Annotated in this window: 13 protein-coding genes; 10 read left to right on the plus strand and 3 right to left on the minus strand. The window is 70.1% G+C overall.

Annotation, left to right across the window (positions count from 1 at the left end; translation table 11 throughout):
* The first annotated feature begins 5 nt into the window (after positions 1 to 5).
* The 3 genes from AB0D12_RS07010 (at position 6) to AB0D12_RS07020 (ending at position 4,303) form a co-directional block, all read left to right on the plus strand.
* On the plus strand, positions 6 to 2,468 hold the full coding sequence (locus AB0D12_RS07010) for a dolichyl-phosphate beta-glucosyltransferase (protein ID WP_362678017.1): 2,463 nt from the start codon (positions 6 to 8) through the stop codon (positions 2,466 to 2,468).
* Between the two features lie 102 nt (positions 2,469 to 2,570).
* Positions 2,571 to 3,221 carry a hypothetical protein gene (locus tag AB0D12_RS07015; RefSeq protein ID WP_326651519.1) on the plus strand — a complete coding sequence of 217 codons (651 nt, stop codon included), beginning with the start codon at positions 2,571 to 2,573 and terminating at the stop codon, positions 3,219 to 3,221.
* Positions 3,222 to 3,283: 62 nt separating this feature from the next.
* Positions 3,284 to 4,303 (plus strand): class I SAM-dependent methyltransferase, encoded by a 1,020-nt coding sequence (locus tag AB0D12_RS07020; protein ID WP_362677862.1) that lies wholly within the window; start codon positions 3,284 to 3,286, stop codon positions 4,301 to 4,303.
* A 296-nt stretch (positions 4,304 to 4,599) separates the two neighbouring features.
* On the opposite strand, the gene AB0D12_RS07025 is transcribed toward AB0D12_RS07020, so the two are convergent.
* Positions 4,600 to 5,343 carry an SLATT domain-containing protein gene (locus AB0D12_RS07025; protein WP_362677864.1) on the minus strand — a complete coding sequence of 248 codons (744 nt, stop codon included), beginning with the start codon at positions 5,341 to 5,343 and terminating at the stop codon, positions 4,600 to 4,602.
* A 306-nt stretch (positions 5,344 to 5,649) separates the two neighbouring features.
* Between AB0D12_RS07025 and AB0D12_RS07030 the strand changes: the two genes are divergently transcribed.
* From AB0D12_RS07030 to AB0D12_RS07060, 7 genes are all read left to right on the plus strand, one after another.
* Positions 5,650 to 5,985 (plus strand): YbaB/EbfC family nucleoid-associated protein, encoded by a 336-nt coding sequence (locus AB0D12_RS07030; RefSeq protein ID WP_362678019.1) that lies wholly within the window; start codon positions 5,650 to 5,652, stop codon positions 5,983 to 5,985.
* Positions 5,986 to 6,040: 55 nt separating this feature from the next.
* Positions 6,041 to 6,640, plus strand: a complete 600-nt coding sequence (gene recR / locus AB0D12_RS07035; RefSeq protein ID WP_362677866.1) for a recombination mediator RecR — start codon at positions 6,041 to 6,043, stop codon at positions 6,638 to 6,640.
* Positions 6,633 to 7,292 (plus strand): DUF5063 domain-containing protein, encoded by a 660-nt coding sequence (locus AB0D12_RS07040; RefSeq protein WP_362677868.1) that lies wholly within the window; start codon positions 6,633 to 6,635, stop codon positions 7,290 to 7,292. The genes recR and AB0D12_RS07040 overlap by 8 nt, the downstream gene beginning before the upstream one ends.
* Before the next feature lie 298 nt (positions 7,293 to 7,590).
* The gene (locus tag AB0D12_RS07045) at positions 7,591 to 8,862 is read left to right on the plus strand and encodes an aspartate kinase (protein ID WP_327325084.1); all 1,272 of its coding nucleotides are present in this window, start codon (positions 7,591 to 7,593) and stop codon (positions 8,860 to 8,862) included.
* Positions 8,859 to 9,926, plus strand: a complete 1,068-nt coding sequence (locus AB0D12_RS07050; protein ID WP_362677870.1) for an aspartate-semialdehyde dehydrogenase — start codon at positions 8,859 to 8,861, stop codon at positions 9,924 to 9,926. Before AB0D12_RS07045 ends, AB0D12_RS07050 begins: the two co-directional genes overlap by 4 nt.
* Before the next feature lie 398 nt (positions 9,927 to 10,324).
* Positions 10,325 to 10,915 carry a SigE family RNA polymerase sigma factor gene (locus AB0D12_RS07055; protein WP_362678021.1) on the plus strand — a complete coding sequence of 197 codons (591 nt, stop codon included), beginning with the start codon at positions 10,325 to 10,327 and terminating at the stop codon, positions 10,913 to 10,915.
* Between the two features lie 143 nt (positions 10,916 to 11,058).
* Positions 11,059 to 12,042 (plus strand): hypothetical protein, encoded by a 984-nt coding sequence (locus tag AB0D12_RS07060; RefSeq protein ID WP_362677872.1) that lies wholly within the window; start codon positions 11,059 to 11,061, stop codon positions 12,040 to 12,042.
* A 207-nt stretch (positions 12,043 to 12,249) separates the two neighbouring features.
* On the opposite strand, the gene AB0D12_RS07065 is transcribed toward AB0D12_RS07060, so the two are convergent.
* Positions 12,250 to 13,011, minus strand: coding sequence for an SURF1 family protein (locus AB0D12_RS07065; protein ID WP_362677874.1), 762 nt, complete (start codon positions 13,009 to 13,011; stop codon positions 12,250 to 12,252).
* Positions 13,012 to 13,157: 146 nt separating this feature from the next.
* A complete protein-coding gene (locus tag AB0D12_RS07070) occupies positions 13,158 to 15,011 on the minus strand; it encodes a prolyl oligopeptidase family serine peptidase (RefSeq protein WP_362677876.1) in 1,854 nt (617 codons plus the stop codon).
* Positions 15,012 to 15,027: the final 16 nt, after the last annotated feature.

The following is a 15,027-nucleotide window of genomic DNA, read 5'->3' on the forward strand; positions in this document are numbered from 1 at the left end:
TGGGCATGAGCGCGGAGGCGAGCGCCGGTGACGGCGTGGACCTGAGCGTCGTCGTTCCGGCGTACAACGAGGAGGGCCGGCTGCGGCCCACCCTGGACGCGATCTGCGCGCATCTGCGCGCGGAACCCGGCCGCTGGGGCAACTGGGAGCTGATCGTCGTCGACGACGGCTCGTGCGACGCCACCGCGAAGATCGCCCAGGAGGCCGCTGCCGAGGAACAGCGCATCCACCTGGTCTCCAGCGACGGCAACCGCGGCAAGGGCAGCGCCCTGCGCCTCGGGGTGCTCGCCTCGTACGGCCGGCGCGTCCTGATCACCGATGCGGACCTCGCGACGCCCATCGAGGAGCTGGACCGGCTCGACAAGCAGCTCGCGGCCGAGGACAGCGCGGCGGCGATCGGCTCGCGCGCACACCCCGACTCCCGTATCGAGGTGCACCAGCGACGGATGCGTGAATGGCTCGGCCGGATGGGCAACCGGCTCATACGTGCCGTCGCCGTCTCCGGCATCCACGACACCCAGTGCGGCTTCAAGCTCTTCGACGGAGACAAGGCGCGTGCCGCCTTCGCCGATTCGCGGCTCGACGGATGGGGCATCGACGTCGAGATTCTTCGGTTCTTCCGGCGCCAGGGCTGGCCGGTCACGGAGGTCCCGGTGCGCTGGTCGCACCAGGCGGGCTCCAAGGTCAGACCGCTGGACTACGGAAGGGTGCTGCTGGAGCTGCTGCGGCTGCGCGCGCGTGCCGTACGGCGGGTGGACCTCGCCGTCACCGTGCTCTTCCTCCTCGCCTCCGTACTGCTCTACAAGGGGCTGTGGACCGACCTCGACCGCGGCTACCTCACCGACGCCGGGCAGGACCAGAACCAGTGGGAGTGGTTCTTCGCGGTCACCGCCGACAATGTCGCGCATCTGCGGAATCCGCTGTTCACGACTCTGCAGGGCTATCCCGACGGCGTGAACCTGATGGCGAACACCGTCATGCTCGGGCTCTCCGTCCCGCTCGCGCCGGTGACCCTGCTCCTCGGGCCGACGGTCACCTGGGCGCTGGTGCTCACGCTCGGGCTCGCCGTGACCGCCACCGCCTGGTACTGGCTGATCGCCCGGCGGCTGGTGAAGAACCGGTGGGCGGCCGCCGTCGGCGGAGGCTTCGCGGCCTTCGCGCCGCCGATGATCTCGCACGGCAACGCGCACCCCAACTTCCTTGTGCTCTTCATGATCCCGCTGATCATCGACCGGGCACTGCGGCTGTGCGAGGGCCGCAATGTCGTACGCGACGGGGTCCTGCTCGGGCTGTTCGCGACGTACCAGATCTTCCTCGGCGAGGAGCCGCTGCTGCTCGCGTCGATCGGCATGCTGCTCTTCGCGCTCTCGTACGCGCTCCTGCGCCGCGATGTGGCACGGGCGGCCCTGCGGCCGCTGCTGCGCGGGCTCGGTGTCGCGGCCGTGGTCTGTCTGCCGCTGATCGCCTTCCCGCTGGGCTGGCAGTTCCTCGGCCCGCAGAGCTACAAGAGCGTGCTGCACGGCGACAACGCGGGCAACAGCCCGCTGGCCTTCCTGGAGTTCGCAGGCCGTTCGCTGCTGGGCTCCGACGCGGGCGCGGACCCGCTCGCGATGAACCGCACCGAGCAGAACGCCTTCTTCGGCTGGCCGCTGATCGCGCTGGCGGCGGCGATCGTGGTGCGGCTGTGGCGGCACCCGGCGGTCAAGGCCCTGGCGTTCACCGGCCTCGCCGCGGCGTTCCTGTCGCTCGGACCCACGTTCCGTATCCCGTACACGGACACCGTGCTGACCGGCCCGTGGCGGGCGCTGGCGCATCAGCCGCTCTTCGAGTCGGTCATCGAGTCGCGGGTCGCGATGATCTGCGCGCCGGTGCTCGGCGTGCTGATCGCGCTGGCCGCGGACCGGCTGCTGGCCACACGGGAGCGCGTGCACCAGGTGGTGGGTCTCGCGGCGGTGGCGGCAGCCCTGCTGCCGGTGCTGCCGACGCCGTATCCGGTGCGGGAGCGGTCCGAGGTCCCGGCGTTCATCACGGAGGGGATGTACCGCGCGTACGTCTCCGAGGGCGAATCGGTGGTCACCGTGCCGCTGCCGTATCCCGGCAGCGCGGAGGCGCTGCACTGGCAGTCGGCCACCGGGCTCGGCTTCTCGGTTGCCGGCGGCTACTTCAACGGGCCGTGGGGACCGGACCGTATCGGTATCTACGGCTCGACGCCCCGCCACACCTCCAACCTCCTCAACGATGTCCGCAACAGCGGGCGCGTCCCGGTGCTCGGCCCCAACTGGCAGGCGCAGGCGCGCGCCGATCTCGCGGCGTGGAAGGCGGGCGTGGTGGTGCTGGAGCCGCAGTACAACGACGGGGCGCTGTATGCGACCGTGGAAAAATTGCTCGGGCAACCGGGGAAGCGGGTGGGCGGAGTGTGGGTATGGGATGTGCAGGACCCGAAGAATTCCGTTCGGACGGGCAGTTGAGCGGCACCCTTCGCCGAATGTATCCGTGGCATTACGCTGTCCCGACCATCGCACGACCGCGCCCTATGCCGTGCCCGATCCCGTTGGAGAGCGAGCCTTCCCTTGGCCTGTGACCTGTGGCTGGTGCCCCTCGTCGATGTGCTGTGTCACAGCCCCGACAATCCCTTCGCCGAAGAGATCGCGTCCTACGACAAGGCCCTCACCGATGCCGGCCTGCCCACGGTCCCCGTCTTCGCCTATATGCCGGGACTGTCGGGCGATGTGGCGCCGGTCGCGGGCTTCGACTACGACGCGTTGCACTTCCTGCGCCGCGCGTATCTGCTGCAGCTGTGCGGTCTCGCGGTGACGCCGGTGGACGAACTGGGCGGTGACTACGAGCAGTTGCTGGAGATGTTCGAGTCGACGGCCCAGCAGTCGCATCTGGTCTGGCACTACGACCACGCGGGCGCGTACGTCCCCGTGGACTTCGGCTCGCCGCTGTCCAACGACGAACTGCTCGCGGGCGGCGGCCCGTTGGGCTCCACGCAGGGACTGCTGCGGGAACTGGAGTATGTCGCGCCGTCGATCGGCATCGACCCGGCGAACCCGCCGGACGCCCCGCAGCCGCCGGACCGTCCCACCTCGCTGGAGGAGCCGGCGGGCCCGATCCCGTACGACGAGAGCCCGTTCGCGCGGGAGCGGCATGTGTGGCTGGGGCTGCATGCGGCGGCGACGCGGAGCCTCGGCCAGGGCTCAATGATCATTTTCAGCTGACGCACATCCGTTGAATGCGCGGCCTTAAGCTCCGGGACATCTCGGCCCGGTAGGACCGGGGCATGTCACAGACGAGTACTCCGGCACAGTCCCCCGCGGTGGCGACCGCGGGGGAGCACGTGGACGAGACCGCGGACCAGACCGCGAAGGAGACTGTGGAAGAACTTCCCAGGCCGACACGTTTCGCGGACGTCAAGGGCTGGTTCTGGCCCGCGGACCAACTGCTCTTCGACTGGTTCCTGACCCATCAGCGGGACACGGATCCGGACGGCCGCGGAGACCTGCTCGAGCTCGGCGCGTATCTGGGCAAGAGCGCGATCTTCGTGGGCGGGTATCTGCGGGACGGGGAGGAGTTCACGGTCTGCGACCTCTGGGACTCCCCGGCGCCGGACGATTCCAACAGCGCGGAGATGGGCCGGTCGTACTCGACGCTCACGCGCCGCGCCTTCGAGGCGAACTACCTGTCGTTCCACGACGCGCTGCCGACGCTGGTGCAGGCCCCGACCTCGGTGATCACCTCCCGGGTCAGCCCGGGCAGCTGCCGCTTCGTGCACGTCGACGCCTCGCATCTGTACGAGCATGTCCACGGCGACATCGAGGCGGCGCGGGAGTTGCTGCAGCCCGAGGGCATCGTGGCCTTCGACGACTTCCGCGCCGAGCACTGTCCGGGCGTCTCGGCGGCGGTGTGGGGCGCCGTGCCCACGACGGGCCTGAAGCCGATCTGCATCACGGGCACAAAGCTGTACGGCACATGGGGCGACCCTGCGCCGGTGCGGGAGGCGCTGCTGGCGTGGCTGGAGGCGCGCGAGGATCTCTGGCACGGGGTGGAGGAGGTGGCGGGCCGCCCGCTGATCCGGATCAAGGGCACGAAGGCGCAGATGCCGTCGCAGCCGCGGTCCCGCCATGAGCCGGAGCCGGACTCGACGCCCGAGCCGACCCCTGCGCCGCGGGTGACCGCTGCGCCGGTGCCCGCGGCGACCACGCCTTCGCGCCCGCCCCGCGCCCGCTCCCGCACCCGGCGCCTGGTCAGGGACCTGCTCCCGCCGATCCTGACCCGAGCGATCGCGGGCCGCCGGAAGTGAAAATCAGCCCGCCCGGCCTTTGAGAGCGCGGCCTGCACGGCTGGGGCGCGGCTGATTTTCGGCCTGTCCGGCGTTTGAGGGCGTGGCCTGCACGGCTGGGGCGCGGCTGCATTTCAGCCCGTCCGGCGTTTGAGGACATGGCCCGCAGCGCTGGGGCGCGGCTGCATTTCAGCCCGTCCGGCGATTGAGGACAACGCCCGCACCGCAGGGGCCCCGCACCCGCAGGGGCCCCGCACCCGCAGGGGCCCCGCACCGCAGGCGCCCCCACCCACAGGGGCCCCGTACCCCGCCCCACCTCACCGCGGCGTCTCCGGCGGCCGCTGCCGCGGCATGTTCGGCCGCGTACCCGGCGGCAACGGCACCCGCCCAGGTCCCGGCGTCGGCCCCGTGTCCGGCCGTCCCGCGCCCGGGCTCATCGACTGCATCGCCGGCGGCGCCGGGACGCCCGGGCGGAACTCCACCATCCAGTTCGCCGTCTCCGACCGCACCAGCTCCGTGATGTCCTCCGAGAACCTGCGCAGCACCCCGAGGCACCGCTCCGCCGCCTCGCTCGCCGTGCCCTCCGTAGGGCCCAGCACCTCCCGTACGGACTCCGACGCCCAGTCGAACTGCAGCGCCTGAAGCCTGCGCTGCACCGCCTGTGCCGTCGCGACATTCCTTATCCAGCCCGAGGTCAGCCCGAAATGCCGGTCGCAGGCCAGGCACGCCGCCCCCAGCAGCAGCGACAGATACCCCCAGCCCGCGACGTCGGCCAGCGCGGCCGTCAGGTCGAGGAGGACGAGCGCCGCCCCGCCGATCACGCCCAGAGCCGTACCGATCCGCAGCACACGCGCCGTGCGCCGCTTCCACACGCGCTCCGTCAGGTACCACTCCGCCGTACGCAGCCCCGCCGCCTCGACCCATCTGTAGAGCTCGTCGAGGCGCTCCGCCGGCTCTCCCCAGTCGCCGAGCGGAAACGGCATTCCAGTCAGATCACCGCGCGGCGCCTCGCCGCGCTCCTCCCGGGCCGGCCCCCCGGGCTGCATCTCCGGCTGGCTCACCCTTGCACTCCTCTACGACCGACAACGGACGCGACAACAGACGCGACGACTGACGTAACACTGCGTGACGTAACGGTGCGCGCGTGCATCCTGATGTGCATGACCGTCCTACCGCCGAATGGTGGGCTGTGCTCCGAAAAGCCCGGTATTTCCGCCCGCAAGAGGGTCTTGATCCGTAAGCGCGCTCCACCCCACTCGCTCGAAAATCACTCGAAAGAGTTGGTCATCGCGGGGTGGGGCAGGCCGCCCGGTGACCACGTAGGCTCGGCGTACCGAACAATCGTCGTCGAAATGCCAGGAGTGACCGTGATTCCCGGTGGTGGCCAGCCGAATATGCAGCAGCTCCTCCAGCAGGCCCAGAAGATGCAGCAGGATCTCGCAAAGGCCCAGGAAGAGCTGGCGCAGACCGAGGTCGAGGGCCAGGCGGGCGGCGGCCTGGTGAAGGCCACCGTCACCGGCTCCGGCGAGCTGCGCAACCTCGTCATCGACCCCAAGGCTGTCGACCCCGAGGACGCCGAGACCCTCGCGGACCTCGTTGTCGCCGCCGTCCAGGCTGCGAACGAGAACGCGCAGCAGCTGCAGCAGCAGAAGCTCGGCCCGCTCGCCCAGGGGCTGGGCGGCATGCCGGGCCTGCCCTTCTAAGGGCGCGGCCCACCAACTACCGTAAGCGTCAAAGCATTCCAGGAGAGGCGTTCCGTTGTACGAAGGCGTGGTTCAGGACCTCATCGACGAACTGGGCAGGCTGCCCGGCGTCGGTCCCAAGAGCGCGCAGCGGATCGCCTTCCACATCCTGCAGGCCGAGCCGACCGATGTCCGCCGCCTCGCGCACGCACTCCTCGAGGTGAAGGACAAGGTCCGCTTCTGCGCGGTGTGCGGCAACGTCGCGCAGCAGGAGCAGTGCAACATCTGCCGGGACCCGCGCCGCGACCAGTCGGTCATCTGCGTCGTGGAGGAGCCGAAGGATGTCGTCGCGGTCGAGCGGACGCGCGAGTTCCGGGGCCGCTACCACGTGCTCGGCGGGGCCATCAGCCCCATCGAGGGCGTGGGCCCCGACGACCTGCGGATCCGCGAGCTGCTCGCCCGTCTCGCCGACGGAACGATCACCGAGCTGATCCTGGCCACGGACCCGAACCTGGAGGGCGAGGCCACCGCCACCTACCTGGCACGCATGGTCAAGCCGATGGGACTGAGGGTCACAAGGCTGGCCAGCGGTCTCCCTGTGGGGGGAGACTTGGAATACGCCGACGAGGTCACGCTCGGGCGTGCCTTCGAGGGGAGACGACTACTCGATGTCTGACGTCATGCTGCACGCCACTAGCCAGGACCCGGACTCTTTCGCGGTCCAGATCGCCGACTCGATCGAATCCTTCATCGTCGCGACCACGGAAGTCGCGAAGGGCGACGAGCCCGACAGTGCGGTGCCGTTCATGCTGCTGGAGATCTCGCAACTGCTGCTGACGGGCGGCCGGCTGGGTGCGCACGAGGACATCGTCCCGGACGAGCGGTACGAACCGGACACCGGCCCGGACGTGGACGTCGACGACCTGCGCGAGCGGTTTGCGGTGCTGCTGGACCCGGTGGACATCTTCTCCGAGGTCTTCGACCCGTACGAGCCGCGCAAGGCCCCGGTCGCCTGCCGGATCTCCGACAACCTCGCGGACGTCGTCACCGACCTGCGCCACGGCCTGGCCCACTACAAGGCGGGCCGCGTCAGCGAGGCGTTGTGGTGGTGGCAGTTCTCGTACTTCTCCAACTGGGGCCCGACCGCATCCGCGACGCTGCGCGCCTTGCAGTCGCTGGTCGCCCACGTCCGCCTCGACCAGCCGCTGGATGAGCTGGACGGCCTGGACACGGACGAGGACCTGGCCGAGGAGGTGCTGGCCGAGGAGGCCGGCAAGGTCATGGCGGAGGAGCTCGCGGGCCCGCTGGGCATGCGCACGGTCACCTGAGGGCCGCCCAGATGCCAAAACGCTTGCAAAGGACCGGAGTTGGTGTAGCCGCCGGTGTGCCGGCACCGCAGCCGGATCCGTAGTCGGCATGTGACCCGCCCCACACTCCGCGTACTGCGCCTGACCCCGGGCAGGAGTCGTTCCGAGCGGCCGTGAACTCCTCCCCGTGATCACTGAGTGAGCGGGACATCTCACGATGTGACATCAGCGGGGCGGAGAGCGGCCGCTCGTTAGACTGAGCCGACCGCAGTAGTGACTGCAGCAACGACTGCAGTAATGAACCGAGCGAGGAGCGCACGTGGGCCTTGTCGTGCAGAAGTACGGAGGTTCCTCCGTTGCCGATGCCGAAGGCATCAAGCGCGTCGCCAAGCGAATCGTCGATGCCAAGAAGAACGGCCACCAGGTGGTCGTCGTGGTATCCGCGATGGGCGACACGACGGACGAGCTGATCGATCTCGCCGAGCAGGTATCCCCGATCCCTGCCGGGCGCGAATTCGACATGCTGCTGACCGCAGGAGAGCGGATCTCCATGGCCCTGCTGGCCATGGCGATCAAAAACCTGGGCCACGAGGCCCAGTCGTTCACCGGCAGCCAGGCAGGCGTCATCACCGACTCGGTCCACAACAAAGCGCGCATCATCGATGTGACGCCGGGCCGGATCCGTACGGCGCTCGACGAGGGCAATATCGCCATCGTCGCCGGCTTCCAGGGTGTGTCCCAGGACAAGAAGGACATCACCACCCTCGGCCGGGGCGGCTCCGACACCACCGCCGTCGCCCTCGCCGCCGCGCTGGACGCGGAGGTCTGTGAGATCTACACCGACGTCGACGGCGTCTTCACCGCCGACCCGCGGGTCGTGAAGAAGGCGCGGAAGATCGACTGGATCGCCTTCGAGGACATGCTGGAGCTCGCCGCCTCCGGCTCCAAGGTGCTGCTGCACCGCTGCGTCGAGTACGCACGCCGATACAACATCCCGATCCATGTCCGCTCGTCCTTCTCCGGGCTGCGCGGCACCTGGGTCAGCAACGAGCCGCAAGGGGACCAGCAGGTGGAGCACGCCATCATCTCCGGAGTCGCCCACGACGTCTCCGAGGCCAAGATCACGGTCGTCGGAGTGCCGGACAAGCCGGGCGAGGCCGCGGCCATCTTCCGCACGATCGCGGACGCCGAGATCAACATCGACATGGTCGTACAGAACGTCTCGGCGGCCGCCACCGCGCTGACCGACATCTCCTTCACCCTCCCCAAGACCGAGGGCCGCAAGGCCATCGACGCCCTGGAGAAGGCGAAGGCCGGGATCGGCTTCGAATCGCTGCGTTACGACGACCAGATCGGCAAGATCTCACTCGTCGGCGCGGGTATGAAGACCAACCCCGGCGTCACCGCCTCCTTCTTCGAGGCGCTGTCCGACGCGGGCGTGAACATCGAGCTGATCTCCACCTCGGAGATCCGCATCTCGGTGGTCACCCGCGCCGACGACGTCAACGAGGCCGTGCGCGCCGTGCACACCGCCTTCGGTCTCGACAGCGACTCCGACGAGGCGGTCGTCTACGGAGGCACCGGGCGATGACCCGTAAGCCGACGCTCGCGGTCCTTGGAGCGACCGGAGCCGTCGGCGTGGTGATGCTCCAGATCCTGTCGCAGCACGCCGACATCTGGGGCGATATACGACTCCTCGCCTCGCCGCGCTCGGCCGGTCGCAAGCTGGCCGTGCGCGGCGAGGAGACCGAGGTCGTCGCGCTGAGCGAAGAAGCCCTCGACGGCGTCGACGTCGCGCTCTTCCTCGTGCCGGCCGAAGTGTCCGAGCGGTGGGCACCGGTCGCCGCTGCCAAGGGCGCGGTGGTCGTGGACAATTCGGCCGCCTTCCGGATGGACCCGGATGTGCCGCTGGTGGTCCCCGAGGTCAATCCGCATGCCGTACGGGTCCGGCCGCGCGGCATTGTCGCGAGCCCGCACGACACCACGCTCGCCATGCTTCCCGCGGTGGGCGCGCTGCACGCGGAGTTCGGGCTGCGCGAACTGGTCGTCTCCTCGTACCAGGCCGTCAGCGGCGCGGGACGGGACGCTGTCGGTGCGCTGCGGTCGCAGCTGTCGATGGTTGCCGGTACGGAGCTGGGCGCCGGCCCCGGAGACGTACGCCGTGCTGTGGGCGACGAGCTCGGCCCCTTCGCGGCGCCGCTCGCGCTCAATGTGGTGCCCTGGTCCGGCACGCTCGAGGACGGCGGCTGGTCCTCGGAGGAGCTGGGGCTACGGGCCGAGACGCGCAAGATCCTGGGTCTGCCGGGGCTGCGGGTGGCGGCGACATTCGTACGCGTACCGGTCATCACCACGCACTCCCTCGCGGTGCACGCGCGCTTCGAGAACGAGGTCACGGTGGAGCGGGCGCACGAGATCCTGGCGACCTCGCCCGGTGTGGTGCTCTACGACGATCCGGCGGCGGGCGACTTTCCCACGCCGGCGGATGTGGTGGGAACGGATCCGACCTGGGTGGGTCGGGTGCGGCGGGCGCCGGACGACGTCTGTGCGCTGGAGCTGTTCGTCTGCGGCGACAACCTCCGTAAGGGGGCGGCACTGAACTCCGCGCAGATCGCGGAGGCGGTCGCCGCCGAAATCGGGCCGCGGCTCGGAGCTTGATCCGACTCCGGTTCCGGCTCTTCCTCATGGGGGGCGGTGGAACCGGAAGCCTTTGTAAGATCTGTGTACATCCTGTGAGCAAGTCGAAGGTCTGTACCACTTGAACTGGGGTGCAAGGATGTTCGACGATTCGCTTCCCCCCTTTCTGCAACCGGCAGTTGGGCGGGAAGCGTCTTTGCGGTTGCCCCTTCACGGTGCCGCAAAAAATGGGGCATTGGGGAAGAGCGGGTACGCATGAGCGCATTTGGATCACCGTCAAAAACGGTGGCGTACGCGTACAACCCTGACGGGGGGAAGCGTGTCCAACAGGCGTGGCAGAGGTTCTCGACATCACCAGGGTGGTCCCGGTCCGCGGCGCTGCAGTGCGTCCGCTCCGCAGACGCCGCCCGTCCGGCGGCATGCCGGTGATTGCTCCCATGCCCGCACCCCGTACCAACCGCATACCTTCCCAGCGCGAGGGCGCTGAAGGAACCATGGCTGAAGACACCATGGCTGCGGGCACCACTGTCGATCACCTCACCGAGACCTACCGCGCCCACTACAGGTCGCTCCTCGGTCTCGCGGCCCTCCTGCTGGACGACACGGCCTCCTGTGAGGACGTCGTCCAGGAGGCCTTCATACGCGTCCACTCGGCGCGCAACCGGGTGCGGGACCCGGAGAAGACTCTGGCGTATCTGCGCCAGACCGTGGTCAATCTCTCCCGCTCCGCGCTGCGCCGCCGGATCCTTGGGCTGAAGCTGCTCTCCAAGCCGATGCCGGACATGGCGAGCGCCGAGGAGGGGGCCTACGACCAGCTGGAGCGGGACGCGCTGATCAAGGCGATGCGCAAACTGCAACGGCGCCAGCGCGAAGTGCTGGTGCTGCGATACTTCGGCGATATGACCGAGGCTCAGGTTGCCGAAACGCTGGGTGTATCGCTCGGCTCGGTGAAGGCGTACGGCTCGCGGGGCATCGCGGCGCTGCGCGTCGCCATGGAGGCCACGGCATGAGCGGGCACAAGCACAGGTTTGAGCAGTACGGGCCGGACGGGCCGTTTGACGACCGGACTGGAAACGGAATTGTGAACAACGGGCCGGAAAATGAGCAGGGCGGCCTCGGTCAAGGACCCGCTGAGGGTTTTGGCGGGGACGAAATGGCCCTGCGCCGGATGCTGCAGGGCGCGGTACAGGACCTCGAGCCCTCCGACGGCGCCCTCGACCATCTGCGAAGGGCGGTTCCCGCGCGGCGCGCCCGCAAACGGCAGGCGCTCGTCGGCATGGCGGCCGCGGCGCTGCTGATCGGCACCGCCGTCCCCGCCTTCGTCCATGTGGCGAACTCGAGCGACAGCGACGGCGCCCGCTCCGTCAACGCCGGACACGGCGAACAGGCGCAGGGCGGCACCGGGTCCGAGGAGGGTGACGGGGCCGGCGAGAACGGAACGGACAATCCTTCCGCCGGCGGCCAGGGCACCGAGCAGAACGAAGGCGGTGCCAGCCGGACGCCGGGGGCGAAGCCCGGCAACGGCACCTCGAACGGCATGGTCGGCGGTAGCGCCAACCCGTCGGGCACCGTGGCCGCGACCTCGCCGCCCTGTGACGCGAGCCAGCTCGGCGTCAGTGCGACGCAGGCGGCCAAGCCCGACGCCGATGGCAAGGTGTACGGCACCTTCCACATTGCCAACGTCTCCAAGGCCGACTGTGCGGTCAGCGGCGCCGGCACGGTCGGCTTCCAGGCGATGGGTGCCGCGGACCCCGCCAAGATCACGGTGGTCGGGCACACGACGGGCGACCCGGCGAGCGGACTGCCCGACCCCGCGCAGGAGGCGGGAGCGCTGCTGCTGAAGCCGGACACGGCGTACGAGGTGAAGTTCGCCTGGGTGCCGAAGGACAGCTGCCCGACCTCCGGCGCCTCGCCCGACCCCACGCCCTCGACGGGCTCCTCGGGCGCGAGCAGCAGCGGCACGGGCACGACGTCGGAGAACACCCAGCCCCAGCTCGTCACCGAGGACGGCGGGACCTCGGACGGCAGCGTCGCGGTGACCCACATCCCGGAGCCGGGCGCACCGAGCGCGGAGACGACGATCTCCAACGCATGCGCGGGCACGATCTACCGCACGGGTGTCCTGAACGCGCAGTAGCAGCGACCGTCGCGTAACCGGGGCTCCGCCCCGGACCCTGCGCCTCAATCGCCGACGGGGCTCCTGTTGGGGCTCCGCACCAAGCCCCGCTCCTCAAACGCCGAAGGGGCTGTTGTTCAAGCCCGTCCGGCGATTGAGGACACGCCCGAAGGGCGTACGGGGGCTCCGCCGCGGTTGGCCGGCCGCAGCCGCATCGTCCGGCTCGGTCTACACCGTCTCCGGGCCCGGGGCCAGGCCCAGCGCGCTGTCACGTGCCGCCTCCGCCTCGCGCCGCAGCAGCCGGAACCACATGAAGACCACAAAGCCGGCGAAGACGAACCACTCGCCGGTGTAGCCGAGGTTCTGGAACGACTTGAGGTCGAGCCCACTGCCCTCCGGCGCGGCCGCGGGGACGGCCTTCAGCCCGGCGTCCGCCTTGGCGAGCGTGACCCATGCGTCGTACACATCGTCCGGCACCAGGTTCACCAGCGAGGCCGCGCTGATCATGCCGAGCTGACCGCTCGGCAGCCCGCCCGCCGCGTGCACCCCGTCGGAGCCCGAGGTCTCGGAGGCCTGCAGCGCGCCGGTCACGGTGACCTGGCCGGCCGGTGCCGCGGGGATCCGCCCGCCCTCGGCCAACCAGCCGCGGACCACGGGCAGCATCCGGCCGCCGTCGGTCTTCAGCATCGTCAGCACATACGAGCCGCTTTTGCCGTCCAACTCCCGCTCCGGCACGAGGAACTGTTTCCCGTACCGCCCGGTGGCCGTCGCCTGCCGCCCCGACGTCTCCTGGTCGACGGGCAGCAGCTCGTCGACGGGCGCGGCCTTCTGCTCACCGGGGCCGGGCTTCTGCTGGGCCTCCCGGTGCGTGTGGACGCGGTCCTCGAACTTGCCGAGCTGCCAGGAGCCCATGAAGACGCAGAAGGGGATCGCCAGCACGACGAAGAGATTGATCCCCCACCAGCGGGGCGTCAGCAGGAACCGGTACACCCCTCCACGGTACGGAACGGGCCCGCGATCTCTCGGCCCACCCCCCTGTCCCGGCTCCCCCTCCTGGCTGCGCCGCCCTGCCCCTTGCGGCAGGTACGGCGCCCCGTCCCCATTCCCGGATACGGCCCTTTCCCGATTACCGATTCCTATCCCAGGCTCGCCGCCTGCCCCAGGTGCCCGCCGGCGAAGGCGATCTCCAGCCGCACCTGCTTGATCCGCTCCTCCACCACCAGCGAGCCGTGCCCCGCGTCGTACCGGTAGACCTCGTGCACCGCGCCGCGCGCCGCCAGCCGGTCCACATAGTTCTCCACCTGGCGGATCGGGCAGCGCGGGTCGTTGACGCCCGCCGAGATGTACACGGGAGCCTTGACGGCGTCGACGTACGTCAGCGGGGACGAGGCCTCGAACCGCTCCGGGACCTCCTCCGGCGTCCCGCCGAGCAGCGTGCGGTCCATCGCCTTCAGGGCCTCCATCTCGTCGTGGTACGCCGTGACGTAGTCCGCGACCGGCACCGCCGCCAGCCCCAGCGTCCACGCCTCAGGCTGGGTGCCGAGGCCGAGCAGAGTCAGATACCCGCCCCACGAGCCGCCCGCCAGGACCAGCTTCGCCGGGTCCGCGAGCCCCGACTTCACCGCCCACTCCCGTACCGCCGCGATGTCCTCCAGCTCGATCAGCCCGACCCGGTGCTTGAGGGCGTCCGTCCACTCCCTGCCGTACCCCGTCGAACCCCGGTAGTTGATCCGCACGACCGCGTACCCATGGTCGATCCAGGCTGCCGGGCCCGCCGCGAAGGCGTCGCTGTCGTGCCAGGTCGGGCCGCCGTGGATCTCGAAGACGGTCGGCAGCGGTCCTGTCGCGCCCGCCGGCTTCTGCACCAGCGCATGGATACGGCCTCCGGGTCCCTCCACCCAGGCGTCCTCCACCGGCACCGACTCCGGCGCCTTCATCCCCGGCGGATCGAGCACGACCCCGCCCGACGTCGAGCGCACCTGCGGCGGCAGTGCGGCGGACGACCACAGATACTCCACCTGTCCGTCCGGCCGGGCCGTCGCACCCGAGACCGAACCGGTCGGCGTCTCGATGCGCGCCAGCTCGCGCGCCGCCAGGTCGTACCGGAACAGCTCCCCGCGCGCCTCGAAGCTGTGCGCGACCAGCAGCCCGGAGCCGTCCGGATACCACTCGGCGTTCACATCGCCCGGCAGGTCGATCGCGAGATCGGTCTCGGTGCCCGACGCGACGTCCCAGATCATCGGCTCCCAGCGGCCGCGCCGCTGATGCCCGATGAGCAGCCGGGTGTCCCCGTCCACCGGAGCGAAGCCGAGGACCTCGAGGCCCAGTTCTTCCGTGCCCCCCTTCGTGTCGTCCAGCTCGGCGACCGAGGTGCCTTCCCCACAGCCTTCGGCGTGGGAGGTGCCCCCAATGCGCACCACCCGCAGCGCCGAGTGCATCGCGTCCCCGTGCTCGGTGTGCTCGATCGCGATCAGCGTCCCGTCGTGCGAAAGATCGCCGACCCCGGCCGACTCCCGGTGCCGGTAGATCTCGGCCGGCTCCGCACCCTGCCGTACGACATGGATCGTGGTGCCGTCCTCGTCGGTCGACCGGCCGACCACCGAGGTGCCGTCCCGGCCGATCGCAAGCCCCGCCGGGTACGAAGGCTCGAGTCCGGGTGCCGCGGGCTCGTCGTCGCCGCCGCCGAAGGGCTGCCGCATCCAGATCCCGAACTCGTCCCCGTCGGTGTCCGAGAACCACCAGATCGACTCGCCGTCGGGCGACAGCACACCGTCTGTCGTGCCGTTCGGCCGGTCCGTCGCCTGCCGCTGCTCGCCGGTCGACCGGTCCCAGGCGTACAGCTCATATGTCCCCGTGGCGTTCGACACGAAGAGCGAGCGGTCGGGCGCGTCCTCCGCCCAGTCGGGCAGCGAGACGCGCGGGGCCCGGAAGCGCTTCTCCCAGTCGGGCATCGGCGGCAGGTCCGGCGTCGAGTCGGTGATCTCAGTCATGACCCCATTCTGCGCC

The sequence above is a fragment of the Streptomyces sp. NPDC048479 genome, assembly GCF_040651435.1.
GTDB lineage: Bacteria > Actinomycetota > Actinomycetes > Streptomycetales > Streptomycetaceae > Streptomyces.

Excerpts from the sequence above, each read along its gene's own strand:
- AB0D12_RS07010 (WP_362678017.1), top strand. The coding sequence starts at position 6 with ATGAGCGCGGAGGCGAGCGCCGGTGACGGCGTGGACCTGAGCGTCGTC.
- AB0D12_RS07020 (WP_362677862.1), top strand. The coding sequence starts at position 3,284 with ATGTCACAGACGAGTACTCCGGCACAGTCCCCCGCGGTGGCGACCGCG.
- AB0D12_RS07040 (WP_362677868.1), top strand. The coding sequence starts at position 6,633 with ATGTCTGACGTCATGCTGCACGCCACTAGCCAGGACCCGGACTCTTTC.
- AB0D12_RS07050 (WP_362677870.1), top strand. The coding sequence starts at position 8,859 with ATGACCCGTAAGCCGACGCTCGCGGTCCTTGGAGCGACCGGAGCCGTC.
- AB0D12_RS07055 (WP_362678021.1), top strand. The coding sequence starts at position 10,325 with ATGCCGGTGATTGCTCCCATGCCCGCACCCCGTACCAACCGCATACCT.
- AB0D12_RS07060 (WP_362677872.1), top strand. The coding sequence starts at position 11,059 with ATGGCCCTGCGCCGGATGCTGCAGGGCGCGGTACAGGACCTCGAGCCC.
- AB0D12_RS07070 (WP_362677876.1), bottom strand. The coding sequence starts at position 15,011 with ATGACTGAGATCACCGACTCGACGCCGGACCTGCCGCCGATGCCCGAC.